Here is a 22,348-nt window from a genome sequence, read left to right as displayed (position 1 = left end):
GGTGAAGCTTTCGTACGCTTGACTACGGCCATCAGTAAAAACAGGCGTGACCTGATTTTACTCATGTCTGTTGGTCGAAGCGGGATCCGTTCTGCTGATAACCGACCTGACATTTCCGCCGGGTGAAGGTCTTTGCCTTTTCCTATTGCTGTGCCTCTGGCACCCACTCATCCTTGACCGCTGGGGATTTGTGTTATGACACCACTGAAAATTGCAGCCAGCACGACTGTGGCTATCCACCTCCAGACCGGACGCGAAGTCGTCACCCTGGATAATACTGACTTTACCGATGTGGCTGCGGTGGTCGTCTCCGTTTCCGATTCGCGCAGCGGCGTGCTGAAGCTGCTTAAGCTTACCGGCTTTAACCTGCCGGTATTTATTGCGCTGGATGATGCCGGACAGGCGCAGGATCTGCCCGAAGTAACCGGTCTGCTTACCGGGGCGGACACCGATGCGTCGCTGCTGGAGGCGGCCGCCGCGGATTATCAGGCACGACTGCTGCCGCCTTTTTTCCAGACGCTGACCAAGTATGTCGCGATGGATAACACCACCTTTGCCTGCCCTGGCCATCAGGGCGGCGCATTCTTCAAAAAACACCCGGCGGGACGCCAGTTCTATGATTTTTTCGGCGAGAATCTCTTCCGCGCCGATATGTGCAACGCCGATGTGAAGCTCGGCGACCTGCTGATCCACGAAGGGTCGGCCAAGCATGCGCAGAAATTTGCCGCCCGCGTTTTTAACGCGGACAAAACCTACTTCGTATTAAACGGTACCTCCAGCGCCAATAAAGTGGTGACCAATGCGCTGCTGACCCGGGGCGATTTAGTGCTGTTCGATCGTAATAATCACAAATCGAACCATCATGGTGCGCTGATTCAGGCCGGTGCGACACCGGTTTATCTGGAAACGGCCCGCAATCCGTTTGGCTTTATTGGTGGTATCGATGCGCACTGCTTCAGTGAAGACTACCTGCGCAGACAGATCAAAGAGGCTGCGCCGGAGCGGGAAAATGACGCGCGTCCGTTCCGCCTTGCGGTGATCCAGCTGGGCACCTATGACGGCACCGTCTACAACGCCCGGAAGGTGATCGACAGCATTGGCCACCTGTGCGACTACATCCTTTTCGACTCAGCCTGGGTAGGTTATGAGCAGTTTATTCCGGTCATGGCGGCCTGTTCACCGCTGCTGCTTGAACTGAACGAAAACGACCCCGGCATTTTTGTCACTCAGTCCGTGCATAAACAGCAGGCGGGCTTTTCTCAGACCTCACAGATCCATAAAAAAGATAATCATATTCGCGGGCAGCAGCGCTTTTGCAGCCATAAACGCCTGAACAATGCCTTTATGCTTCATGCCTCCACCAGCCCGTTTTACCCACTGTTTGCGGCGCTGGATATCAACGCTAAAATGCATCAGGGTGAAGCCGGACGTCGGTTATGGCACGAATGCGTGACGCTGGGGATTGAGGCGCGGAAGGCGATACTCGCCAGCTGCGAGATGATAAAGCCCTTTATTCCTGACGAAGTGGATGGGCGGCCCTGGCAGGATGCGCCGACGGAAACCATCGCGAAAGACGTGCGCTATTTTAGCTTTGCCCCGCGCGCCGCCTGGCATGGGTTTATGGGGTATGAGAAAGATCAGTATCTGGTGGATCCCTGTAAGCTGCTGCTCACCACGCCGGGGATTGACGCCGCCAGCGGGCGCTACGCCGCCTTCGGTATTCCCGCCACCATTTTGGCAAACTATCTGCGTGAGAACGGCGTGGTGCCGGAAAAATGCGATCTCAATTCGATTCTGTTTCTGCTCACCCCGGCGGAGAGTCGCGAGAAAATGGCGCGGCTGGTTTCAAAACTGGTGCAGTTTGAACAGCATATCAGGGAGGATGCGCTGCTGCGGGATGTACTGCCGACCATCTACCGTAAAAATGCCGCCCGCTATGAAGGATATACGCTGCGTCGTCTGTGTCAGGAGATGCACGAGCTGTACGTCAGCTATGAGGTGAAGGACCTGCAGAAAGCGATGTTCCGCCAGGAGAGTCTGCCGAAGGTGGTAATGAATCCGCAGGATGCCAACAGAGAGTTCATTCGCGGCAACGTTGAGCTGGTGCCGATTGCTCAGGCCGCAGGACGAATTGCCGCGGAAGGCGCACTCCCTTATCCCCCGGGGGTGCTGTGTGTCGTTCCGGGCGAAGTGTGGGGCGGGGCGGTACAGCGTTACTTCCTGGCGCTACAGGAGGGGCTGAATCTGCTGCCGGGCTTTTCGCCCGAGCTACAGGGGGTGTATGCCGAAGCGGACGAGCAGGGCATTAAACATCTTTATGGCTATATGATAAACGCCTGACGTGTTAACAGGAGCCGGCTTTACCGGCTCCTGTTACGCGTCAAGAGGCCGCCAACGTGCCTGATTCTTCGCGTGCCTGGCGGACAATAGCTTTGGCAATCCATTTGCCAATGTCCTCCAGCTGCTTATCATCGCAGCCCCAGATATCCTTCATCACCAGAAAGATCTCCGATCCGTAAACCAGCGACAGCGCCTGAATCACGCGCTCCACCATCTCGGGTGGCAGTTCGCCGTTAAGGGGTTCGACCACGTGTGCCAATAGCGCCTTGCGATTCCCCCTGACCAGCTTCTCTTTGCCAGGCTTGCTGAACGACTGTGACTGTGCCCACTGCGTCAGTGAAAGATGCAGGGCCGCGCGCAGCGTTCCTTCATGCTGTAACATCCGTGGAAAGGCGAAGGTCAGCAATTCATCAATACGCTCGCTGGCTTCCGTACGCGTGGGACGCCAGCTTTTCATTGGACTCAGGGTTTCAGTGACGATGGCGGAAACCAGCGCACTCTGCGTCGGAAAATAACGATAGGCGGTCGCGCGGGAGAGCTGGGCCTCCTGCGCCACTTCCGTAATGGATGGAAATGCGCCGTTGTCGAACATTCTCATGGCTGTTTCGATCAATAAGCGACGCGTTCTGGCACGTGTGGCGGTCAATGACTTAACACCAGCGGGATCCCTTTGCTCCACAAAAAACCTCATATTTACGGTTAATTCTGCTTGTTATTCAAGCAATTGACAAGAGACGTGCCGGGTAACGACGTCATCTCCCACCTGACCCAAAGCACAGGCCCGTTAGTAGTTTAGCTAACATCTTCGTGAGACGCACATTCCATTCAATTGATTTACCATTGATTTAAGTGATACTGTTATCTCATAGCGTCGAATATGAGCATGTCTTAGTGGTTATTTGCGTTAAATTGTCGTCTAATCAAGTCTTTAATTGAAGTGATAACAGGGTGTTGTTACGACTATGAATAAAATATCAGGTTTTGTCTATGCCGTCGCAACGGCAGATACTAAAGGAAGGGAACTGTTTTATGTCAGCAGGGCCGTGGCTAAAACCGGTGTTAGAGTGGTTACGGTAGATTTGTCGACGCAAACGGGTCAGGCCCCGTCGACCGCTGATTTCCCACCGGAGCTGATTGCTGATTTTCATCCCGATGGCCGGGATGCCGTTTTCTGCGGCGATCGGGGAAAAGCAATTGACGCAATGGCACTGGCATTTACGCGTTTTCTCAGCAAGCGCAGCGACCTGCTGGGCGTTATTGGCCTGGGAGGATCGGGAGGGACGGCATTAATCACGCCGGCGATGCAATCTTTGCCTGTGGGGGTGCCTAAAGTGATGGTCTCCACCATGGCTTCCGGCGATATCTCTGGCTATATCGGATCCAGCGACATCAGCATGCTCTATTCGGTCACCGATGTGGCGGGGCTGAACCGCATTTCTCGTCGGGTGTTAAGCAATGCCGCCCATCAGATAGCCGGAGCGGTGCTGTTTGATGAAGAGGAGGAAAATGTAGGCAAACCCGCGCTTGGGCTGACGATGTTCGGCGTAACCACCGGATGTATACAGCAGGTGAGTGATGAGCTGGAGTCGGACTATGATTGTCTGGTTTTCCATGCAACCGGCAGCGGCGGCAATGCGATGGAAAAACTGACCGACAGCCGTATGCTTTCAGGCCTGCTCGATCTGACCACGACTGAAGTGTGCGATCTGCTATTCGGTGGGGTACTGGCGTGTGCCCCGACGCGTTTTGATGCACTGATCAAAACCGGTGTCCCCTGCGTTATGTCCTGTGGGGCACTGGATATGGTTAACTTTGGCCCGGCCTCGACGGTGCCAGAGAAATACGCCGACCGGCTTTTTTATCACCATAACGCCCAGGTAACGCTGATGCGTACCACGCCTGCGGAAAACGTGGCGATGGCAAAATGGATCGCGGCGAAATTAAACCGCTGTCAGGGCGATCTGACGTTCCTGATCCCGGCAGGTGGGTTTTCTGCGCTGGATCGGGAAGGAGAGCCATTCTGGTCTCCGGAGGCCGATCTGGCCTTTACCACCACCCTGGAAGCTGAGCTGCTGCAAACCGAACGCCGCAGGATAATTCATCTTCCATGGAATATTAACGATCCACAATTTGCCCGGGCCGCGGTTAAACATTTTCGCGCCCTCGCTGAAAAGGAGTTCTGATGATGGCTTTTACACGACAGGAAATACTCACAAAATTTAACGATATGATTGCGCGCCGCGAGCCAATAGTGGGCGGTGGCGCGGGAACGGGACTATCAGCCAAGTGCGAAGAGGCGGGTGGCATTGATCTGATCGTTATTTACAACTCTGGCCGTTATCGCATGGCCGGACGGGGTTCGCTGGCGGGTCTGCTTGCATACGGAAATGCCAATGAGATCGTGGTCGACATGGCGAAGGAAGTCCTGCCGGTGGTGAAGAAAACCCCGGTGCTGGCCGGCGTGAACGGCACCGATCCCTTCTGTCAGTTCGATCGCTTTCTGGACGAGCTGAAGGCGCTGGGCTTTTCAGGCGTACAGAACTTCCCAACCGTCGGCCTGATTGACGGCAACTTCCGCGCTAATCTCGAAGAGACGGGCATGGGCTACGGGCTGGAGGTGGAGATGATCCGCCTTGCGCATCAGAAGGGGATGCTGACCACGCCCTATATTTTCAGCGCGGACGATGCCAGGGCAATGACCGGGGCAGGAGCCGACATTGTGGTTGCCCATATGGGGCTGACAACCGGTGGGAATATTGGTGCGGAAACGGCCTTTACCTTAGCCGACTGCGTACCGCTGATTAATCAGTGGGCAGAGGCCGCAAAAGCGGTCAGGCAGGACGTGATCCTGCTGTGTCACGGCGGTCCTATCGCCACGCCGGAGGATGCGCAGTACATTCTGCAAAACTGCCCGCTGTGCGACGGTTTTTACGGTGCCAGCTCAATGGAACGTCTGCCAACCGAGGTGGCACTGACTCAAACCACCCGGAAATTCAAAGAGCTGGTTCGGTAAGCTGCGGGTACAGGAAACAACGCGGCGGGTGCAAACCACGCCGCCGCGCATGTTAATAGCGGTGATAACCCTTCTGCGCGTTGCTGACCTTATACAGGTAGCGGCGGGACTCGGCAGAGGGGTGATTCGTCGCCAGCGTCTGGTAAACCTGGGAAGGGGACATGCTGTTAATCGTGCTAAACGCCCGATTTTTGTCGCTTGAAAATACCCGCAGCACGCTTCCTGCGCCACCATTGTAAGCGGTAATCACCGCATAGCGCCGCGAGACAGGATCGTTAATGCCTGCCAGATAGCTTCCCTGTAGCAGCGACAGATAGGCCGTACCGGCATCAATATTGTTCTCCGGATCCAGCAGGTAGCTGCGGCTAGGCTTGCCCCATTTCCCCTTCATGCGGAACACGTCCACCCCGGCGGTATGCTGTACTACCTGCATCAGGCCAAGCGCATCAGCGTGGCTCACGGCGTAGGGGTTGAAGCTCGATTCAATCTGCATGATCGCCAGGATTAGCGACTGATCGACGCCATATTTCGCTGCGGCTTCACGCACCAGCGGGAGATATTTATGCGCGCGCTTATCCAGATGGTTAGGCACCATCGGGATGGTGACCGACCAGATCACGTGCAGGCCGGAAGTGCGGCGCTGAAGCTTATTCTGAATCAGGTAGTCGGCGAAGCTGGCTGCGCGTCCCTGCCAGCGTATGGCCTGCCCGGCGTTGTCCAGCACCTGCCCGTAAAGCAGCGGCTCTTTACCGAGCTGGATGTCATTCGCGTCCGAGTAGAGATCGACGTTACCCGGATCTTCCCCGATCAAAAGCGTGGTGATAATTGCCTGACGCAGGCTGGCCATCGGATCGGTTCCGGCGATGGTCTCAATGGTGATGGAACCCGCGTCAAAGTTAATATGGCTGCGCGTGTAATATTGATCGCTGTATTTTACGTAGTCCTTTGGACCGGCGATCAGTACCTCGTTAATGCCCCAAATATTCTCAATATTATGGGCAAACTGGCCCATTAAAATATCGAATCCATTCGTGTCCTTAACCCATTCTTCATGAAAAATGGGCTTTTTGTTGCTGGAGCAGGAAATCAACAACGGTGCAATCACCAGCAGGCCGATCAGTTTCTTATTCATTTTGTCGTGCTACGCCCAAATTGAGAGGGCCTCATCTTTGAGGCCCAACGATTATTCTTCTGGCGGGGTATAACCTTCGATATGCACATCGTGCCCCTCAAACAGAAATTTCACCATCTCCTGCTCAAGCTGCTTACGGTCTTCCGGGTTCATCATGCTGAGTTTTTTCTCGTTGATAAGCATCGTTTGTTTGCTCATCCACTGTGCCCAGGCTTCTTTGGAAATCTCAGTATAAATGCGCTTACCCAGCTCGCCCGGATAGAGCTGGAAATCCTGTCCCTCGGCGTCTCGTTGCAGGAACGTACAAAAAATGGTTCTGCTCATTACTCTTCCTCTTCTGTCGCGCGAATGCTCAGCGCTGTGTGTTGTGGCTGACGCAGCTGCTGTAGCAGGCGTTCCACCGGGGCGGCCAGCCCGACGGACGGCGGCTGCGCTAAGTTATACCAGAGACCTGCGCCTTCATCCATTGCTGCGCCTGTGGATGTCAACTCCAGCCATACCGGTACGATATCCAGATGAAAATGGCTGAAGGTGTGGCGGAAGGCGATGCCCTGTTGCAGCCCGCTGCCATCAATGCGGCGTTCGCTCAGCCAGCGCTCCAGCTCGGGTAGCGTGGTAAATTGTGGAAAGCAAAAAAGCCCTCCCCACAGCCCCACCGGCGGGCGCTGCTCCAGCCAGACGCCGCTGCCGCGCTGCATCATCAGCATCCAGCCGGTTCTTTCCGGCAGCGTCTGCCTGGGTTTTTTTCCGGGGTAGCTTGCCCAGCTACCGTTGGCATACGCCACGCAGCTGAGGTTCAGCGGGCAAATCTCGCATTTAGGCCGGGAGCGGGTACAGACCGTTGCTCCCAGGTCCATCATCGCCTGATTAAACTGGCTCACTCCTTCCGCTGGCGTGACCTCTTCACTGATCTGCCACAGGCGTTTCTCCACCTCTTTTTTACCCGGCCAGCCCGGAACGGCATAGCAGCGAGCCAGCACGCGCTTGACGTTGCCGTCCAGTATCGGGAAATGCAAACCCAGCGCCAGCGAAAGGATAGCCCCGGCAGTGGAGCGCCCAATGCCGGGCAGCGCCGCGACCTCCTCAAAGGTTTCGGGGAACACGCCCGCATGCTTTTCTGCCACCACATTGGCGGCTTTATGCAGGTTTCTGGCTCGCGCATAATAACCGAGGCCGGTCCACAGATGCAGGACTTCATCAAGCGGCGCATGGGCCAGGTCGGTAATTGTCGGGAAACGCGCCATAAATCGCTGAAAGTACGGGATGACCGTCGCCACCTGGGTCTGCTGTAGCATCACTTCTGAAAGCCACACTTTATAGGGCGTTTTTTCCAGCTGCCACGGCAACGTTTTACGTCCAAAGCGCTGATACCAGTCCAGTACCCTTCGCTCGAACTGCGGCGCTTGCATCATGTTTAACAGTTTTCCCGGATAAGTGAATTCAGGCTGGGATTCCAGCACAGACCAACTATGCTGTAAACCGGAAGTTACCGGGGCTTGCTTAAAGGCTGTAACTTTGCATAATGCCCGTTTTCCAGATATTGCAGACCAGCAGGCAAAAAGATGAATAATGATGTGATTTCACCGGAGTTTGATGAAAACGGTCGGCCAATGCGCCGTATCCGCAGCTTCGTCCGCCGTCAGGGGCGGCTGACTAAAGGGCAGGAGCACGCGCTGGAACACTTCTGGCCCATTATGGGTGTGGAATATCAGCCAGAACCTATCGATCTGGTGAGCCTGTTTGGTCGCGATGCACCGGTGGTACTGGAAATTGGCTTCGGCATGGGTTCCTCGCTGGTGGAGATGGCTAAAGCTAATCCGCAGCAGAATTTTCTCGGAATTGAGGTTCACTCTCCCGGCGTGGGCGCCTGCCTGAGCAGTGCACATGAAGCGGGCGTGGAGAATCTTCGCGTGATGTGCCACGATGCGGTAGAGGTGCTGGAAAAGATGATCCCGGATAATGCGCTGCGTATGGTGCAGCTGTTTTTCCCGGATCCCTGGCATAAAGCCCGGCACAACAAGCGCCGCATCGTCCAGGCCCCCTTCGCAGAGCTGGTTATGCGTAAGCTGAAGCTGGGCGGCGTGTTCCATATGGCCACCGACTGGGAAGCCTATGCGGAACACATGCTGGAGGTGATGAACAGCATTGCGGGAAGTAAAAACCAGTCCACAACGGATAACTTTGTACCGCGGCCTGAGTCGCGTCCGTTAACTAAATTTGAGCAGCGTGGTCAGCGTCTCGGCCACGGTGTTTGGGATCTGATGTTTGAGAGGATTAAATAATGGCTACCCATCGCAGTCGTCGCTTGCGTAAAAAGATGCATATTGATGAGTTTCAGGAACTGGGTTTCTCTGTCGGTTTCACCTTTCCCCAGGGCGCTACCGAGCAAACCATTGATTCCACGGTGGATGCACTGATTGAAGAGGCTATCGATCCTAATGGCCTGGCGTTTGACGGCAGTGGTTATCTGCAGTGGGAGGGCTTAATTTGCCTGCAGCAAACCGGCAAATGTACCGAAGCGCACCGCGAGCTGGTACGCAAATGGCTGGAAGAGCGCAAGCTGGAAAACGTTAAGGTCACCGAACTTTTCGACGTCTGGTGGGACTAACCTCTGCAAGCTGAACCACAGGCGGTCATCTGTTGACGGATGTTCGTTGGGGCCACGCGGGCGTGGCCATATCAGTATCAGGAGAGAGCAAGATGCGTAAAGCGATAATAATGGGTGCGATGCTGCTGGCGGCGGGGCAGGCCCAGGCGGACTATCAGTGCAGCGTAAACCCTCAGGACGATATCGTTATTTCCCCCCAGAATGTTCAGGTCGTGGGTGCCAGCGGCAATCTGCTTATTTCCCCAACGGGTGATGTGCAGCGCAACGGCCAGGCCGCTACGGTGGATACCGACACGCGCCAGAAGGCTATTGATTATCAGGCTGCGCTGCGTCGCGATTTACCCTGGGTCGATCAGGGCGCCCGCGAGCGTCTGGAGAAAGGCCGCGTCGCGCTGGATAAGGTCATCGTCGAGAAGCTGGGTCAGGACAGCAATGTGCGTAATCGTCTGACCACGCTGGATAAACAGCTTAAGCAGCAGATGGCGCGGATTATCGAACACCGCAGCGACGGACTGACCTTCCACCACAAGGCTATCGCCCAGGTCCGTGAGGACGGTGAAAAGCTGGTACAGAGCGCGATGGGTGGGGTAGTGCAGGACAGCCTGAATGAGATGGGCACCCGGCAGGCGGGTAAAAGTGATAATCCCCTGCAGGCGATTATGGGCAACCTTGGCGGCCTTCAGCAGTCCATTCAGGCCGAATGGAGCAATCAGCAGCAGGATTTTCAGAACTTCGGCCACGAAGTCTGTAACCGCGTGACCACGCTTGAAGGGCAGCGCAAGGCGCTGATCGCCGGACTGAAATAGTCCGGCAGTAGCCCACTCAAGACAGGCCAGGCTGTGCTACTAGTGGCACAGATCCTGTTCTCGTTCACCTATGGCACGGCAGCCGACTTCATCTACCTATGGCACGGCACCCGACTTCGTCCACCTGTCGATGGATATCACGAATGCGGCGATGCTGCTGGCCATCCAGGCTCTGTAATTACTCTTCCGTCAGAAACAGCTCCAGCAGCGAGTTCAGGAACAGCTTGCCTTTATGGGTAATTTGCCACGCCTGTGGCGTTTCAATCAAATAACCCTTTTCCAGCGCTTCATCAATCTGAGGGCGGATAATAGCCTGCTGTAAGCCGGTATAGCGGGTGAACTCTTCACGCGGAGCAGCTTCAAGCAGGCGGAAGCGGTTCATAAAGAATTCAAAGGGCTTCTCGCTATCCGCCACCTCATGCTGGCGGTCCATATAGTTACCGGCCATAAAACCACGCGGATGACGCGTTTTGCAGGTGCGGATAATCCGTCCATCGGGCTGGGTCAGCTTGCCGTGCGCGCCACAGCCGATACCCAGATAGTCACCGAAGCGCCAGTAGTTAAGGTTGTGCTCACAGCGGTAACCGGGTTTGGCGTAGGCGGAGGTTTCATATTGCTGATAGCCCGCCGCGGTCAGCAGCCTGTCGCCCTGCTCGAAAATATCCCACAGGGCATCATCGTCGGGGAGTACCGGCGGGCGTGAGGCGAAGAGGGTATTAGGCTCAATGGTTAACTGATACCACGATAAATGCGGCGGATTAAGCTCAATGGCCTGACGCAAATCGTCCAGGGCCTCCTCCAGCGACTGATCGGGCAGCCCGTGCATCAGATCGAGATTAAAGCTGCGTAGTCCCAGTCCGGCGGCCAGCCTGGCTGCCCGCTTTGCCTCATCTGCGTCGTGGATGCGGCCCAGACGCGTTAGCTTTTGTGGGCTGAAGCTCTGTACCCCAATCGAGATGCGGTTAACACCGGCGCGCTGGTAGCCGCTGAAGCGCTCAGCTTCGACCGTACCAGGATTGGCCTCCATGGTAATCTCTGCGTCAGCCGCCAGCGGCAAGCGCTGGCGAACGCCATCCAGCAACATCTGCATCGCTTCGCTGCTCAACAGGCTTGGGGTGCCTCCACCAATAAAGAGGGTGCTCACCTCGCGCCCGGCGGTAAGCGGCAGATCGGCATCGAGATCGGCCAGAAGATGCCGCACGTACTCTTCATGGGGCACCTCGCCCTTAAGCGCATGCGAATTGAAGTCGCAGTAGGGGCACTTCTGCACGCACCAGGGGATGTGAATATAGAGGCTGAGCGGAGGAAGCTTACGCATTGCGCAGGGCATCCAGCAGCAGCGTCAGGGCTTTCCCACGGTGTGAAACAGCGCGCTTTTCGTCCCGGCTCAGCTCCGCAGCGGTTTTCCCTGCAGCGGGCACGTAGAAAATCGGATCGTAACCGAAGCCGCCTTCACCTGCCGGCTGGCGAGTAATTTCGCCCTGCCAGCTGCCGTGGAAGACCAGCGGCGTCGGATCTTCAGCATGGCGAAGATAAACCAGCACGCAGTGAAACTGTGCCTGGCGATCGCCGTCGGCAACGTTTTCCAGCGCGGTCAGCAGCTTTTGCAGGTTTTGCGCATCCGAGGCATTCTCTCCGGCATAGCGAGCCGAGTAAATCCCCGGTGCGCCGCTCAGCGCGTCAACTGCCAGACCTGAGTCATCGGCAATGGCGGGTAAACCGGTCACCGCAGAGGCGTGACGCGCTTTAAGGATCGCGTTTTCAATGAACGTCAGGCCGGTCTCTTCGGCTGAGGTGACGCCCAGGTCGGTTTGCGCGACGATATCCAGCCCAAATTCAGCCAGCAGATCGGCCAGTTCACGAACTTTTCCGACATTGCCGGTAGCGAGTACAACTTTTTGCATAACAAATCCTGCATTTACTGCGATGAAAACTTACAGCTGTGACCAGCCAGGGATGAAATCCATACCCAGGAAGTTCAGCATATAGAGGATCAGGATCACCGCCATTGCGGAGAAATCGATCCCGCCCATGGCCGGAATAATACGGCGAATGGGAGCCATTAATGGTTCGGTGAGCTGTAAAAGTACCAAATCAACCGGATTGCGGCCCTGGCTGACCCAGCTCAGCAGCGAACGGATAATAATCACCCAAAATACCAGCATTCCCGCGGCCTTAGCGACGGACACCAGGCCAAAGTAGAGGAAGACCGGATCGAAGATAAAGACCCGGCTCTGTAGGGCAAACAGCAGCGTAAACATCAGCACGCTCAGCACCCATGCCAGCAGCAGTGAGGCGGTATCCAGCGGACCGATGGACGGAATTACGCGCCTCAGCGGCTTGATCACCGGCTGGGTGATTTTTACAACAAACTGCGAAAAGGGGTTATAGAAATCGCATCTCGCCCACTGCATCCAGATGCGTAGCAACAACACTTTGACGTACAGGTTAATTACCGTTGTTACCAGAAAAGTCAACGTCAGCATGGGTTTCCTCAGTTATTGTTGTGAGTGGCGCTGTAATCACGCGCGCCAAAAATAGCGGTGCCAATGCGCACCATGGTACTGCCTGCTGCAATCGCAGCGTCCATATCGTCACTCATTCCCATAGAAAGCGTGTCGACGCCGGGATGGTTCTTTTTCAGCTCAGCAAGCGCTTCTGCCATCTGCCGACATACCGCCAGCTGACGCGCATAATCCGCTTCCGGGGCCGGAATGGCCATCAGCCCCCGCAGTTTCAGGCGCGGCAGCCGGGACACCTCATCAGCCAGCGCCTCCAGCGCCTCCAGCATGATGCCAGATTTACTGTTCTCATCGCTGATGTTTATTTGGATAAGCACGTTGAGCGGCGGTAAAGCGTCAGGACGCTGCTCGTCCAGGCGCACGGCAATTTTCAAACGATCCAGCGTATGGCACCAGTGAAAATGTTCAGCCACCAGGCGACTCTTATTGGATTGCAGAGGGCCGATAAAGTGCCACTCCAGCCCCGGATTCTCTATCGCCTGGATCTTATCAACGCCTTCCTGCACGTAGTTTTCACCAAAACAGAGCTGTCCCGCGGCGGCGGCTTCCTCAACCGCGCTCGCAGGTTTAGTTTTACTGACTGCAAGCAGCGTAATTTCTTTCGGATCGCGCCCGCAGCGCGAAGCAGTCGCTGAGATATGCTCAAGGACAAGGTGTAAGTTGTGCTGAATCGAGGTCATAGTCAGGGAAAAATTATGGATATCGAAGACATTGTGGCCCTTAGTGTAAAGCATAACGCGGGGGATCTGCACCTTTGCAGTGGCCTTCAACCCTTCTGGCGTCTAAATGGCCGGCTGGAAAAAATAAGCGGTTGCGCAACGATCGGTGCGGCAGCGCTGGAATCGCTGGCGAGCGCCTGGCTGGACTGCGCCCGGCAGGCGCAGCTGGAAAGCGTGGGACAGGCTGATATTGCACTGACCACCGCGGGTGGGACGCGTTTGCGCGCGCATTTTTTCCAGCAGAGAAGTGGGTTGTCACTGGCTGTCAGGGTGATTGCGAGTGACTGCCCGGCGCTGGACGCGCTGCGGCTACCGCCCGTTGTCAATGGGTTGCTTCAGCAGAAGGAGGGGCTGGTGCTGGTAACGGGTGCAACAGGAAGCGGGAAGTCGACCACGCTGGCCGCGTTTGTCGATGCGCTCAACAAAAATCAGGATCGCCATATCATTACGCTGGAAGATCCGATCGAATTCCTTCATTACAGCCAGATATCGCTGATCCAGCAGCGGGAAATAGGCCTGCACTGTGCCTCTTTTAGCGAGGGATTACGGGGGGCACTGCGTGAAGATCCGGACGTTATCCTGCTTGGCGAACTGCGGGACCTCGAAACTATCCAGCTGGCCCTGACGGCGGCGGAAACCGGGCACCTGGTGCTGGCGACGCTCCATACCCGTGGTGCAGCACAGGCGGTTGAGCGGCTGGTGGACGCGTTTCCCGGTACGGAAAAAAACCTGATCCGCAGCCAGCTGGCTGGCAGCCTGAAGGCGGTGATCGCCCAGAAGCTGGTGGAGGGGTGTCGCGGGGGCAGGGTGGCGCTATTTGAAGTGCTGGTGAATACCCCGGCGGTAGCGAATATGATCCGCGAGGGGAAAACGCACCAGCTGCCGGGGCTACTGCAGACGGGTATGCAATCCGGCATGCAAACTTTTGAGCAAAGCCTGCATGAAAGACGCAGGATGGGCCTGACGAACAAATGATTTTTTAATTGTAACATTACTTATTTTAGGGTTATATTGTGTTGCCGCCAGGATATTGCGCGGTGTTAATAAACTAATTTAGTTAAAGGGAATTATATGAATAAATTAATCAAGATCACTCTTCTTACTGCTGTCATCGCAACATTATCAGGCTGTAGCGGTAGTGTTTATAATAAAGAAAAAAACTGCGACTATGATTATCTGCTCCATCCAGCCATTTCAATTTCCAAAATCATTGGCGGGTGTGGTCCAACAGATAAATAAGCCTGCATCAGTTTATCGCTTTAAAGCCGCCCCTGTAGGGCGGCTTTTACGCAGGGTTGCCTCATCGTTCAGGCACCTTATGCTGCATATCATCCCCCGGTTCATTACCAACATCACGGTCACAGGCTTCAATTTTTTTAAGTGTCTAACTGATTGCAAATATTGAGTGACCCAGTGGATTAATGCAATGCGCTTAGTTAACAATAATAGACAAGTATAATAATTAATTTGCTAAGCATTCAGGTTTTCAAAATCCCTGCCGCGCTCGCTATTCAGCATGGCGTGCAGTGCTGCTGCATCATTACTCACCCCAACGTACTATTATCCGCCCCAACGTACTAAGCATTGCTAAATAACGTTGGGTCAGTGCAGCAGCATTATACTTATGACCAGGCCTGTTCAAACCAGCTTTCAAGGATAATGACCGCTGACAGTGAGTCAACGCTTCCTTTATTCAATGCGCGGAAGCCGCCCTGAGCAAATAAATCCGCTCTGGCTTCGACGGTGCTAAGACGTTCGTCGTGCAGATCAACCTGGACACCAAAGCGACCATGCAGGCGATTAGCAAATTTCCTGGCCCGGACGGTCAGTGGCTGCTCGGTGCCATCCATATTCAACGGCAGGCCGACGACGACGCGATCGGGCTGCCACTCTTTTAGCAGCGCTTCGATTTTGTTCCAGTCGGGAATACCATCCTGAGCCTTCAGCGCGTTAAGGGGGCGGGCGGTGCCGGTCAGCTGCTGTCCAATGGCGACGCCAATACTTTTAGTGCCAAAATCGAACGCCAGCAGTGTCATGTGTGTCATCAGGCATGCCCTGCATCGCTGGTCATATTATGTATGTCCACGCCAATGCTTCTGGCCGCTTCGCGCCAGCGGTCGGCGATCGGCGTAGTGAACAGGATATTGCTGTTTGCCGGGGTGGTGAGCCAGGCATTTTCCAGCAGTTCACTCTCCAGCTGATCCTTTTCCCAGGCACAGTAGCCCAGAGCGACCAGCACGTTTTTTGGACGTTCCGGCGTGCCTAACGTCTCCAGCACATCGCGGGAGGTGGTAATAATAGTGTTATCTGACACGCGAATACTGGAGGCATAGGTGTGCTCAGCAGAGTGCAGAATAAATCCGCGATCTTCTGCCAGAGGACCACCCGCAAATACCGGCTTATCGAGTTTCGCCTCGGGATCGCGCGGGTTTGGCACGATCTTGAGCTTTTTAAGCATACCCTCTACCGTCAGGTTTTCCATCGGCTTGTTAACGATAAGGCCCATTGCCCCTTCGTCATTATGCTCGCAGATATATACCACCGAGCGTTTAAACAGCGGATCCTGCAGGGTCGGCATCGCAATCAAAAAATGATGCTGTAAATTCATTATCAGGGTTCTGTATTCGGGTTAACCACCCGCAGCCGGGGCCGCAGATGACGTTAACGGGTTAATTACGGGGCCCGCTGACCCCGTATAAAGAGTTATGCCAGGCGCTTCTCAATGGCATCCATCAGCATACCCGTAATTGAAACAGGGAATGCTGCTTCGATCTCACGCACGCAGGTTGGGCTGGTTACGTTAATCTCGGTCAGCTTATCGCCGATGATATCCAGACCAACAAAAATCAGCCCTTTAGCTTTGAGCGTTGGCGCAACACGGCGGGCGATTTCCCAGTCACTGTCGCTTAGCGGTCGGGCTTCACCGCGCCCACCGGCGGCCAGGTTACCGCGCGTCTCGCCGGATTTAGGAATGCGCGCAAGACAGTAAGGCACCGGTTCGCCATCCACTACCAGCACGCGCTTGTCGCCTTCTTTAATCGCGGGCAGGTAATTTTGCGCCATACAGTAAAAGCTGCCGTGCCCGGTCAGCGTTTCGATAATCACCGACAGGTTGGGATCTTCCTGCTTGATACGAAAAATCGAGGCACCTCCCATTCCGTCCAGCGGCTTAAGGATGATATCGCCATGCGTCTGCCAGAATTCACGGATCTGCTGTGCATTACGTGTGACCAACGTATCCGGCGTCAGTTCCGCAAACCAGGCGGTAAACAGCTTTTCATTACAATCACGCAGGCTCTGTGGCTTATTAACAATCAGCGTGCCTTTTTCCTCTGCGCGCTCAAGGATGTAAGTGGCGTAGATGAATTCGGTATCAAATGGCGGATCCTTACGCATCAGCACCACATTCAGATCGGCCAGCGGGATATCCTCTTCGCTGCCGAACTCAAACCAGCTTTCAGCATTCTGCTCCACGCTCAGCAGGCGCGTATGCGCACGGGCTTCTCCGCCGCGCAGGTAAAGATCGCTCATCTCCATGTAATGAATCTCATAACCACGGCGCTGTGCTTCCAGCAACATGGCGAAGCTGGTGTCTTTCTTAATATTGATGGAGGTAATCGGGTCCATCACAATGCCAAGCTTAATCATTTTTGCTTCTCCAGTGAGCGGCCATATTTGCATGTGGAACGCAGGTGAGTACCTACCCCAAATCGCCAAAGCGAACCTGTAAGGCGGTAATTGCGGTTAAGGCTGTCGTTTCCGTACGTAATACGCGCGGACCTAAAAGAATATCGGTAAATCCATAGCCTGAGGTCATACTTATTTCGTCGGAGGAAAGGCCGCCTTCGGGGCCAATCAGCAGGCGGATGCGCTCAACGGGCAGCGGCAGCGTATTAATACTCTGGCTGGCGCGTGGATGAAGGTTAAGCTTCAGGCCGTCGTCCTGCTCGGCGCACCAGGCCGCAAGCGTCATCGCTTCCCGGACCTCTGGCACACTATTTCTGCCGCACTGCTCGCAGGCCGCAATGACAATTTTTTGCCACTGCTGAATTTTCTTCGCCAGCCTTTCCGCATCCAGCTTTACGCCACAGCGTTCAGAAAACAAGGGGGTAATGGTATTTACCCCCAGCTCGACGGCTTTCTGAATGGTAAACTCCATCTTCTCGCCGCGTGACATAACCTGCCCAAGATGCAGGTAGAGCGGGGATTCACGGCTATCTTCACGACTTTCGCCAGCGCGAACCCGTACGCTTTTTTTATCGGCGTGCACGATTTCTGCCTGAAAAGTCAGATTATTGCCATCAAAGAGTTCAAGGGTCTGGCCGACCGTCATTCTTAATACCCGGCCAACATGGTTAGCGGCCTCGTCGCTGAGAGCCACTTCGCTGCCCGGCGTTATCGCTTCGGGATGAAAGATGCGGGGTATGCGCATGGAAGTCCTGCTTAATGGTTACTGGCCGCATGGGGTGCGGCCAAAAGAGCTCTAGTTTAGGTCAGTGATTTTACCGCTGGCAAGCCTGCTGTACATAAGGATTGTGGTTTCCCTGCACGCGGGCGATGCGGTTGTCGCGCTCACACTCCCAGGCCGTAACCGGATACTGCTTGTCCCACACCGTCATCAGCTGGGTCTGCTGCGAGGACATGGCTAATTTATAGCGATCGCGCATATAAAACCAGGTGCGGGCGATTGCGCCCCGTGCGCGGGCTGGCGGCTCGGCCTGCTTGTTTTTGAAGTCGATTTTCATTTCACACTGGCCATACTGGCGCTCGCTGCCGTTCCACTGACTGTACATAAAATTACCGCGATCGCCGTTCACTTCACCAATCGCTGGCTGCAGATTATGCAGGTCCGTCTCTATCTGTCGGTAGCCCGCATCTTTTGCGCACTGTTTTCTGCCGCCCTGCTGCCAGCACTGCCGCTGATGGCCGAAGGTCCAGGCGGGCACCACATGCTCCCACTCTATACGATGGGCGCGATTTGCATTTTTACGCACCTGATAGCCGCAGGATGCCAGATCGGGTACGCCTTTTTTACCCTGCCACTGAATTTTACAGCCACAGTAGAAGCTGCCGGGCGCATCGGCATTAATCCTGGCGGCCCAGGTTTTGGCCTGGCTAAAGCTATTCTGGTGATAGTTCTCCGGCCCACGCCCGTGAGCGAAGAAAACCGGAAGGAGTAAACAGCAGGAAAGAACACTGATAATTTTGCGAAGCATATTCCAGAACGTCAGTAATAAATCAAGGCGGCGAGAGTAACAGATGCCCCGAATATTCGGAAACTGACGGCGATAATTTAGTGGATTTTTGTCTGTTTATTCATCATTTACTGGAATTTTCAGATTGCTGGAAATCGCCGGGAAGCAGGCGATCGCCGCAGCGCACGCAGCGGTACTCACTCTGGCCCCGCAGCACGCGATTATGACGTCGGACGGTAAGCTGGTGCTGCTGGCAGCCGCAGCGATAGGGAAAAGAGCGGCTGCGTACGGTTTCCACCTCAAACTGATGCGTACGTCGGGCGGGAATACCCAGCACGGTTTCCATCATCCACTTCCACTCCTTCCCGTGCGGTGCCACGCGGCCGAAATACTTCCAGACCAGCAGATGGGCAAGCTCATGGGGTACCACCTCGTCGACGAACGCCTGCTGGTTTTCCATCAGCAGCACGGGATTGAGCCGGATTTCCCAGCTTTGTAGCCAGGCCGTCCCGGCAGCTGTGCCGCGCTGTTGATAAACCACTTTCGGTTCCGGATAGCTGCGTTCAAGGTGCTGGTTGGCCTGCAGTAATTTTTCGCGCAGCGATCGCATTACCGCCTGCTGAAGGGCAACGGGAAGTCTGAGGGTTTTCATAGGGCAGAGAATACGATGGGAAAGCGGGGAGATCAATTAATGGCCGGGTTTCCCCGGCCAGAAAGACTTAGTCACGCTGACCGATGTCGCGCAGCTTTTTGCCGCTCAACAGGTTACGTTCAATGTGCTCAAGCGAAACGTTTTTCGTTTCCGGGATAAGGATAATTGTCAGGACGATGAATACCACATTCAGACCGGCGTAAACCCAGAAGGTATTCGCGTTACCCAGGGAGTTCAGCATAGTCAGGAAGGTTGCACCCACGATCATGTTAGCAATCCAGTTGGTGGCGGTAGACACGGTGATACCGAAATCGCGGCCTTTCAGCGGCTGGATTTCTGAACAGAGTACCCAAATCAGCGGACCCGCGCTCATGGCAAAACCAACGATAAACATCATCAGCATGGCAATGGCAAAGTACTGTGCGCCTGAGGAATGAATGCCAAGATGCAGCATCGTACCCAGAACACCCATGCCCGCTGCCATCACCGTGAAGCCCAGCTTCAGCGTTGGCTTACGGCCCCAGCGGTCAACCAGACCGATGGCAATAAAGGTTGCCAGCACGTTAACCAGGCCGACAATTACCGTGCCCCACATCTGCTGAGTGGTATTGGTAAAGCCTGCAATTTCAAAAATTTTCGGTGCGTAGTACATGATAACGTTCATACCGGTGAACTGCTGCATAACCTGCAGCAGAACACCGAGATAGACCGCACGGCGGAAATTACCGTTATCTTTGAACAGGCTCCAGCCGGACTGTTTGATTTTCAGGCTTTCGCGAATTTCGTCCAGCTCACGCTTAGCCTGCTCGCTGGTATCACGCAGGCGATCAAGTACGCGCTGAGCATCACGGAAGTTGCCACGCGCCGCCAGCCAGCGTGGGCTGTTCGGCAGGAAGCAAACGCCAACCAGTAACAGCGCAGCGGGGATGGTTATCACACCCAGCATCCAGCGCCATTCGCCGGTGAAGCTAAAGGCGGTATCGGAAAGGTAGGCACCCAGAATACCGATGGTAATCATCAGCTGGTAGAGAGAGATCATACTGCCGCGAATCTTCTCTGGCGCAATTTCAGAGAGATAAAGCGGCGCGGTATAAGAGGCTACACCGACGGCAAGGCCCAGCAGAACGCGAGCCACAATCAGCATCTCCGGGTTAGGGGACATTGCCGACCAGAGCGAGCCGATAACGAAAAGCACTGCGCCAATCATCAGGCTTTTCTTACGACCGAGGCGTGAAGACATCCAGCCGCTACCGACAGCACCGACGGCAGCACCGAACATCATTGAACTGACAATCCATTCCTGCTGGTGGGCAGTGACGTTAAAGTCTTTCGCAATAAAGGGTAAGGCACCGGCAATAACGCCGATATCCAGACCAAAAAGCAGGCCGGCAAGCGCCGCCAGGAAACACACAAATAAGGTCATGACCTTATTTGAGGTCCTGCTGTGTTTTTTATTATCAGGCATAAAGCCTCCATGTAAGTGGTACCGCATATTGTTGTTATAAATGTTAGAAAACCTTTGTGCGCAAGACTGTGCTACAGATCACAATGGTGTAATCGGTTACACACTGGATCTCTGTTAAAAGTAGCCTGTTCATGCGCGCTTACGCTTTATAACCAGTTAGTCATAGCACTAAATATTTTCACTTAATTCCCTGATGGTCCTCTATCAGACAGCGCTGAAAATAACGCATTACAGTAGCATTTGTCAGGTCAGTAAATTCTTAATATTAGAAAAAACAGCAAGTTTCATGATGTAATCGTTATCACTTCGCCGCGTTCTGCGTCAACGAAGTGTAGACAGGCGACGATAAACTGCCAGATAGCGGGCAGCAAAAAGGGCACCCTGGGGTGCCCCTTAACCGGCAGAGACTGGGCTTATTTAAGACCCGCGGCCTCACGCAGCTGAGCTGCCTTATCGGTTTTTTCCCATGGGAAATGTTCGCGGCCAAAGTGGCCGTAAGCTGCCGTTTCACGGTACATCGGGTGCAGCAGATCCAGCATCTGAATCAGGCCGTAAGGGCGCAGATCGAAGAACTCACGCACCAGCAGCGTAAGCTGCTCGGTAGGCACCTTTTCAGTCCCGAAGGTTTCAACCATGATTGAGGTTGGCTCGGCCACGCCGATGGCATAGGAAACCTGAATTTCACAACGGTCAGCCAGACCCGCAGCAACGATGTTTTTTGCCACATAACGCGCGGCATAGGCTGCTGAACGGTCCACTTTAGAAGGATCTTTACCGGAGAAAGCACCGCCGCCGTGACGCGCCATGCCGCCGTAGGTATCCACGATAATTTTACGGCCGGTCAGGCCACAGTCGCCCATAGGCCCACCGATAACGAAACGGCCCGTTGGGTTAATGTGGTATTTGGTGCTGGGGTTGATCCACTCTGCTGGCAGAACCGGCTTGATGATCTCTTCCATCACCGCTTCCTGCAGATCCTTCAGGGAGATATCTTCGCTGTGCTGAGTAGAAAGCACTACCGCATCAATACCAACGATTTTTCCATCGTCATACTGGAAGGTGATCTGGCTTTTAGCATCAGGGCGCAGCCAGGGCAGGGTGCCGTTTTTACGGACTTCTGACTGGCGCTGAACCAGACGGTGCGCATAGGTCACTGGCGCAGGCATCAGGACGTCGGTTTCGTTAGTGGCGTAGCCAAACATCAGGCCCTGGTCACCCGCACCCTGCTCCAGCGGATCGGCACGATCCACACCCTGATTGATATCAGGAGACTGCTTGCCAATGGCGTTCAATACGGCACAGGAGTTGGCATCAAAGCCCATATCGGAATGGACATAGCCGATTTCACGCACGGTATTACGGGTGATCTCTTCGATATCGACCCATGCCGAGGTAGTGATTTCACCACCGACCAGCACCATGCCAGTTTTTACATAGGTTTCACAGGCTACGCGCGCCTTAGGATCCTGTGTGAGAATAGCATCGAGCACGGCATCAGAAATCTGGTCGGCAATTTTGTCGGGATGTCCTTCTGATACGGACTCGGATGTAAAAAGGTGTTTAGCCATTTTATTCTTTACCTTACTAATACGGGTTGGAATCGACTGCATAGCGCGAAAGAGTGGGTACCAGTCTGCAATATCAAACGGGCCTTGTGCTCAGCGCCCCCTCAGGCAAAGCCGTGAGCAGTACATAGGTTCTAAGACGCTTAGAAGTTAACCGGTATGGATGGATTAACATCTGGACGGCTATTTTAGGTTACTCGTTAAGCGGATTGCCAGCGTTTTTTCATGAAATCAAATTTCATCGAGAGTGAAAATAGCAGAAATTGCTGACCGAACGGGCATTTCGCACTTTTAGATTTTGCATTTCACCGGGTCCGGCTGTATAAAACGC

The 22,348-nt window shown here is 54.6% G+C and carries 24 protein-coding genes; 8 read left to right on the top strand and 16 right to left on the bottom strand.

The features are described from left to right. Positions 1–195: 195 nt before the first annotated feature. Entirely contained in the window at positions 196–2,340 is a 2,145-nt protein-coding gene (locus AAGR22_RS18425; protein ID WP_067708773.1) for an ornithine decarboxylase, read from the top strand. A 40-nt stretch (positions 2,341–2,380) separates the two neighbouring features. Here AAGR22_RS18425 and AAGR22_RS18420 read toward each other — a convergent pair whose 3' ends face one another. Further along, positions 2,381–3,031 (bottom strand): TetR/AcrR family transcriptional regulator, encoded by a 651-nt coding sequence (locus AAGR22_RS18420; RefSeq protein ID WP_067708776.1) that lies wholly within the window; start codon positions 3,029–3,031, stop codon positions 2,381–2,383. A gap of 271 nt (positions 3,032–3,302) precedes the next feature. On the opposite strand from AAGR22_RS18420, the gene AAGR22_RS18415 reads away from it, so the two are divergent. Further along, positions 3,303–4,523, top strand: coding sequence for a Tm-1-like ATP-binding domain-containing protein (locus AAGR22_RS18415; protein ID WP_345828909.1), 1,221 nt, complete (start codon positions 3,303–3,305; stop codon positions 4,521–4,523). Then, positions 4,523–5,353, top strand: coding sequence for a phosphoenolpyruvate hydrolase family protein (locus AAGR22_RS18410; RefSeq protein ID WP_345828908.1), 831 nt, complete (start codon positions 4,523–4,525; stop codon positions 5,351–5,353). Before AAGR22_RS18415 ends, AAGR22_RS18410 begins: the two co-directional genes overlap by 1 nt. Before the next feature lie 52 nt (positions 5,354–5,405). Here the strand turns inward: AAGR22_RS18410 and mltC are convergent, their stop codons facing one another. Genes mltC through mutY form a run of 3 tightly spaced genes read right to left on the bottom strand, consistent with a single transcriptional unit; the run spans position 5,406 to position 7,897 of the window. Next, positions 5,406–6,485: a membrane-bound lytic murein transglycosylase MltC gene (mltC, locus tag AAGR22_RS18405; protein WP_067708785.1), complete on the bottom strand. Its 1,080-nt coding sequence runs from the start codon at positions 6,483–6,485 to the stop codon at positions 5,406–5,408. Positions 6,486–6,536: 51 nt separating this feature from the next. After that, a complete protein-coding gene (locus tag AAGR22_RS18400; RefSeq protein WP_067708788.1) occupies positions 6,537–6,809 on the bottom strand; it encodes an oxidative damage protection protein in 273 nt (90 codons plus the stop codon). Further along, complete coding sequence (gene mutY / locus AAGR22_RS18395; RefSeq protein ID WP_345828907.1) at positions 6,809–7,897, bottom strand: A/G-specific adenine glycosylase; 1,089 nt, start codon at positions 7,895–7,897, stop codon at positions 6,809–6,811. Before mutY ends, AAGR22_RS18400 begins: the two co-directional genes overlap by 1 nt. A gap of 150 nt (positions 7,898–8,047) precedes the next feature. Between mutY and trmB the strand changes: the two genes are divergently transcribed. The 3 genes from trmB (at position 8,048) to AAGR22_RS18380 (ending at position 9,899) form a co-directional block, all read left to right on the top strand. Beyond that, entirely contained in the window at positions 8,048–8,767 is a 720-nt protein-coding gene (gene trmB / locus AAGR22_RS18390) for a tRNA (guanosine(46)-N7)-methyltransferase TrmB (RefSeq protein ID WP_067708791.1), read from the top strand. Continuing rightward, positions 8,767–9,093 carry a YggL family protein gene (locus AAGR22_RS18385; protein WP_067708794.1) on the top strand — a complete coding sequence of 109 codons (327 nt, stop codon included), beginning with the start codon at positions 8,767–8,769 and terminating at the stop codon, positions 9,091–9,093. The genes trmB and AAGR22_RS18385 overlap by 1 nt, the downstream gene beginning before the upstream one ends. Positions 9,094–9,185: 92 nt before the next feature. Further along, positions 9,186–9,899 (top strand): DUF2884 domain-containing protein, encoded by a 714-nt coding sequence (locus AAGR22_RS18380; protein ID WP_345828906.1) that lies wholly within the window; start codon positions 9,186–9,188, stop codon positions 9,897–9,899. A gap of 178 nt (positions 9,900–10,077) precedes the next feature. Here AAGR22_RS18380 and hemW read toward each other — a convergent pair whose 3' ends face one another. From hemW to AAGR22_RS18360, 4 genes are read right to left on the bottom strand one after another with little or no spacing between them, the layout of a single operon-like run. Then, complete coding sequence (gene hemW, locus AAGR22_RS18375) at positions 10,078–11,217, bottom strand: radical SAM family heme chaperone HemW (RefSeq protein ID WP_345828904.1); 1,140 nt, start codon at positions 11,215–11,217, stop codon at positions 10,078–10,080. Next, positions 11,210–11,803: an XTP/dITP diphosphatase gene (locus tag AAGR22_RS18370; protein ID WP_345828903.1), complete on the bottom strand. Its 594-nt coding sequence runs from the start codon at positions 11,801–11,803 to the stop codon at positions 11,210–11,212. The genes hemW and AAGR22_RS18370 overlap by 8 nt, the downstream gene beginning before the upstream one ends. A gap of 30 nt (positions 11,804–11,833) precedes the next feature. After that, a complete protein-coding gene (locus tag AAGR22_RS18365; protein WP_067708803.1) occupies positions 11,834–12,385 on the bottom strand; it encodes a YggT family protein in 552 nt (183 codons plus the stop codon). 8 nt (positions 12,386–12,393) lie between these two features. Next, on the bottom strand, positions 12,394–13,101 hold the full coding sequence (locus AAGR22_RS18360; protein WP_345828901.1) for a YggS family pyridoxal phosphate-dependent enzyme: 708 nt from the start codon (positions 13,099–13,101) through the stop codon (positions 12,394–12,396). Between the two features lie 15 nt (positions 13,102–13,116). Between AAGR22_RS18360 and AAGR22_RS18355 the strand changes: the two genes are divergently transcribed. Together AAGR22_RS18355 and AAGR22_RS18350 are read left to right on the top strand one after the other, a co-directional pair. Continuing rightward, the gene (locus AAGR22_RS18355; protein ID WP_345828900.1) at positions 13,117–14,115 is read left to right on the top strand and encodes a type IV pilus twitching motility protein PilT; all 999 of its coding nucleotides are present in this window, start codon (positions 13,117–13,119) and stop codon (positions 14,113–14,115) included. Positions 14,116–14,211: 96 nt separating this feature from the next. After that, entirely contained in the window at positions 14,212–14,379 is a 168-nt protein-coding gene (locus tag AAGR22_RS18350; RefSeq protein WP_345828898.1) for a YhfL family protein, read from the top strand. Positions 14,380–14,762: 383 nt separating this feature from the next. Here the strand turns inward: AAGR22_RS18350 and ruvX are convergent, their stop codons facing one another. The 8 genes from ruvX to metK form a co-directional block, all read right to left on the bottom strand. Then, entirely contained in the window at positions 14,763–15,185 is a 423-nt protein-coding gene (ruvX, locus tag AAGR22_RS18345; RefSeq protein WP_197473351.1) for a Holliday junction resolvase RuvX, read from the bottom strand. Further along, positions 15,185–15,748, bottom strand: coding sequence for a YqgE/AlgH family protein (locus tag AAGR22_RS18340; RefSeq protein ID WP_067708815.1), 564 nt, complete (start codon positions 15,746–15,748; stop codon positions 15,185–15,187). The genes ruvX and AAGR22_RS18340 overlap by 1 nt, the downstream gene beginning before the upstream one ends. Before the next feature lie 95 nt (positions 15,749–15,843). Then, positions 15,844–16,788, bottom strand: coding sequence for a glutathione synthase (gshB, locus tag AAGR22_RS18335; protein WP_345828895.1), 945 nt, complete (start codon positions 16,786–16,788; stop codon positions 15,844–15,846). 52 nt (positions 16,789–16,840) lie between these two features. Then, positions 16,841–17,572, bottom strand: coding sequence for a 16S rRNA (uracil(1498)-N(3))-methyltransferase (rsmE, locus tag AAGR22_RS18330; protein WP_067708828.1), 732 nt, complete (start codon positions 17,570–17,572; stop codon positions 16,841–16,843). Positions 17,573–17,642: 70 nt separating this feature from the next. Beyond that, positions 17,643–18,356, bottom strand: a complete 714-nt coding sequence (gene endA / locus AAGR22_RS18325) for a deoxyribonuclease I (RefSeq protein ID WP_067708831.1) — start codon at positions 18,354–18,356, stop codon at positions 17,643–17,645. Positions 18,357–18,459: 103 nt separating this feature from the next. Then, on the bottom strand, positions 18,460–18,987 hold the full coding sequence (locus AAGR22_RS18320; RefSeq protein WP_067708840.1) for a SprT family zinc-dependent metalloprotease: 528 nt from the start codon (positions 18,985–18,987) through the stop codon (positions 18,460–18,462). A gap of 67 nt (positions 18,988–19,054) precedes the next feature. Beyond that, entirely contained in the window at positions 19,055–20,452 is a 1,398-nt protein-coding gene (locus tag AAGR22_RS18315; protein ID WP_345828893.1) for a sugar porter family MFS transporter, read from the bottom strand. Between the two features lie 413 nt (positions 20,453–20,865). Next, positions 20,866–22,020 carry a methionine adenosyltransferase gene (gene metK / locus AAGR22_RS18310; RefSeq protein WP_067708845.1) on the bottom strand — a complete coding sequence of 385 codons (1,155 nt, stop codon included), beginning with the start codon at positions 22,018–22,020 and terminating at the stop codon, positions 20,866–20,868. Between the last annotated feature and the right edge of the window lie 328 nt (positions 22,021–22,348).

The organism is Erwinia sp. HDF1-3R (assembly GCF_039621855.1).
In the GTDB taxonomy this organism is placed as follows: domain Bacteria; phylum Pseudomonadota; class Gammaproteobacteria; order Enterobacterales; family Enterobacteriaceae; genus Erwinia.
This window is presented reverse-complemented; position numbering and strand designations above follow the sequence as displayed.

Bases quoted from the DNA above. Each gene is read 5' to 3' on its own strand.
- AAGR22_RS18425 (WP_067708773.1), top strand. From the start codon at position 196: ATGACACCACTGAAAATTGCAGCCAGCACGACTGTGGCTATCCACCTC.
- AAGR22_RS18420 (WP_067708776.1), bottom strand. From the start codon at position 3,031: ATGAGGTTTTTTGTGGAGCAAAGGGATCCCGCTGGTGTTAAGTCATTG.
- AAGR22_RS18415 (WP_345828909.1), top strand. From the start codon at position 3,303: ATGAATAAAATATCAGGTTTTGTCTATGCCGTCGCAACGGCAGATACT.
- AAGR22_RS18410 (WP_345828908.1), top strand. From the start codon at position 4,523: ATGATGGCTTTTACACGACAGGAAATACTCACAAAATTTAACGATATG.
- mltC (WP_067708785.1), bottom strand. From the start codon at position 6,485: ATGAATAAGAAACTGATCGGCCTGCTGGTGATTGCACCGTTGTTGATT.
- AAGR22_RS18400 (WP_067708788.1), bottom strand. From the start codon at position 6,809: ATGAGCAGAACCATTTTTTGTACGTTCCTGCAACGAGACGCCGAGGGA.
- mutY (WP_345828907.1), bottom strand. From the start codon at position 7,897: ATGATGCAAGCGCCGCAGTTCGAGCGAAGGGTACTGGACTGGTATCAG.
- trmB (WP_067708791.1), top strand. From the start codon at position 8,048: ATGAATAATGATGTGATTTCACCGGAGTTTGATGAAAACGGTCGGCCA.
- AAGR22_RS18385 (WP_067708794.1), top strand. From the start codon at position 8,767: ATGGCTACCCATCGCAGTCGTCGCTTGCGTAAAAAGATGCATATTGAT.
- AAGR22_RS18380 (WP_345828906.1), top strand. From the start codon at position 9,186: ATGCGTAAAGCGATAATAATGGGTGCGATGCTGCTGGCGGCGGGGCAG.
- hemW (WP_345828904.1), bottom strand. From the start codon at position 11,217: ATGCGTAAGCTTCCTCCGCTCAGCCTCTATATTCACATCCCCTGGTGC.
- AAGR22_RS18370 (WP_345828903.1), bottom strand. From the start codon at position 11,803: ATGCAAAAAGTTGTACTCGCTACCGGCAATGTCGGAAAAGTTCGTGAA.
- AAGR22_RS18365 (WP_067708803.1), bottom strand. From the start codon at position 12,385: ATGCTGACGTTGACTTTTCTGGTAACAACGGTAATTAACCTGTACGTC.
- AAGR22_RS18360 (WP_345828901.1), bottom strand. From the start codon at position 13,101: ATGACCTCGATTCAGCACAACTTACACCTTGTCCTTGAGCATATCTCA.
- AAGR22_RS18355 (WP_345828900.1), top strand. From the start codon at position 13,117: ATGGATATCGAAGACATTGTGGCCCTTAGTGTAAAGCATAACGCGGGG.
- AAGR22_RS18350 (WP_345828898.1), top strand. From the start codon at position 14,212: ATGAATAAATTAATCAAGATCACTCTTCTTACTGCTGTCATCGCAACA.
- ruvX (WP_197473351.1), bottom strand. From the start codon at position 15,185: ATGACACACATGACACTGCTGGCGTTCGATTTTGGCACTAAAAGTATT.
- AAGR22_RS18340 (WP_067708815.1), bottom strand. From the start codon at position 15,748: ATGAATTTACAGCATCATTTTTTGATTGCGATGCCGACCCTGCAGGAT.
- gshB (WP_345828895.1), bottom strand. From the start codon at position 16,788: ATGATTAAGCTTGGCATTGTGATGGACCCGATTACCTCCATCAATATT.
- rsmE (WP_067708828.1), bottom strand. From the start codon at position 17,572: ATGCGCATACCCCGCATCTTTCATCCCGAAGCGATAACGCCGGGCAGC.
- endA (WP_067708831.1), bottom strand. From the start codon at position 18,356: ATGCTTCGCAAAATTATCAGTGTTCTTTCCTGCTGTTTACTCCTTCCG.
- AAGR22_RS18320 (WP_067708840.1), bottom strand. From the start codon at position 18,987: ATGAAAACCCTCAGACTTCCCGTTGCCCTTCAGCAGGCGGTAATGCGA.
- AAGR22_RS18315 (WP_345828893.1), bottom strand. From the start codon at position 20,452: ATGCCTGATAATAAAAAACACAGCAGGACCTCAAATAAGGTCATGACC.
- metK (WP_067708845.1), bottom strand. From the start codon at position 22,020: ATGGCTAAACACCTTTTTACATCCGAGTCCGTATCAGAAGGACATCCC.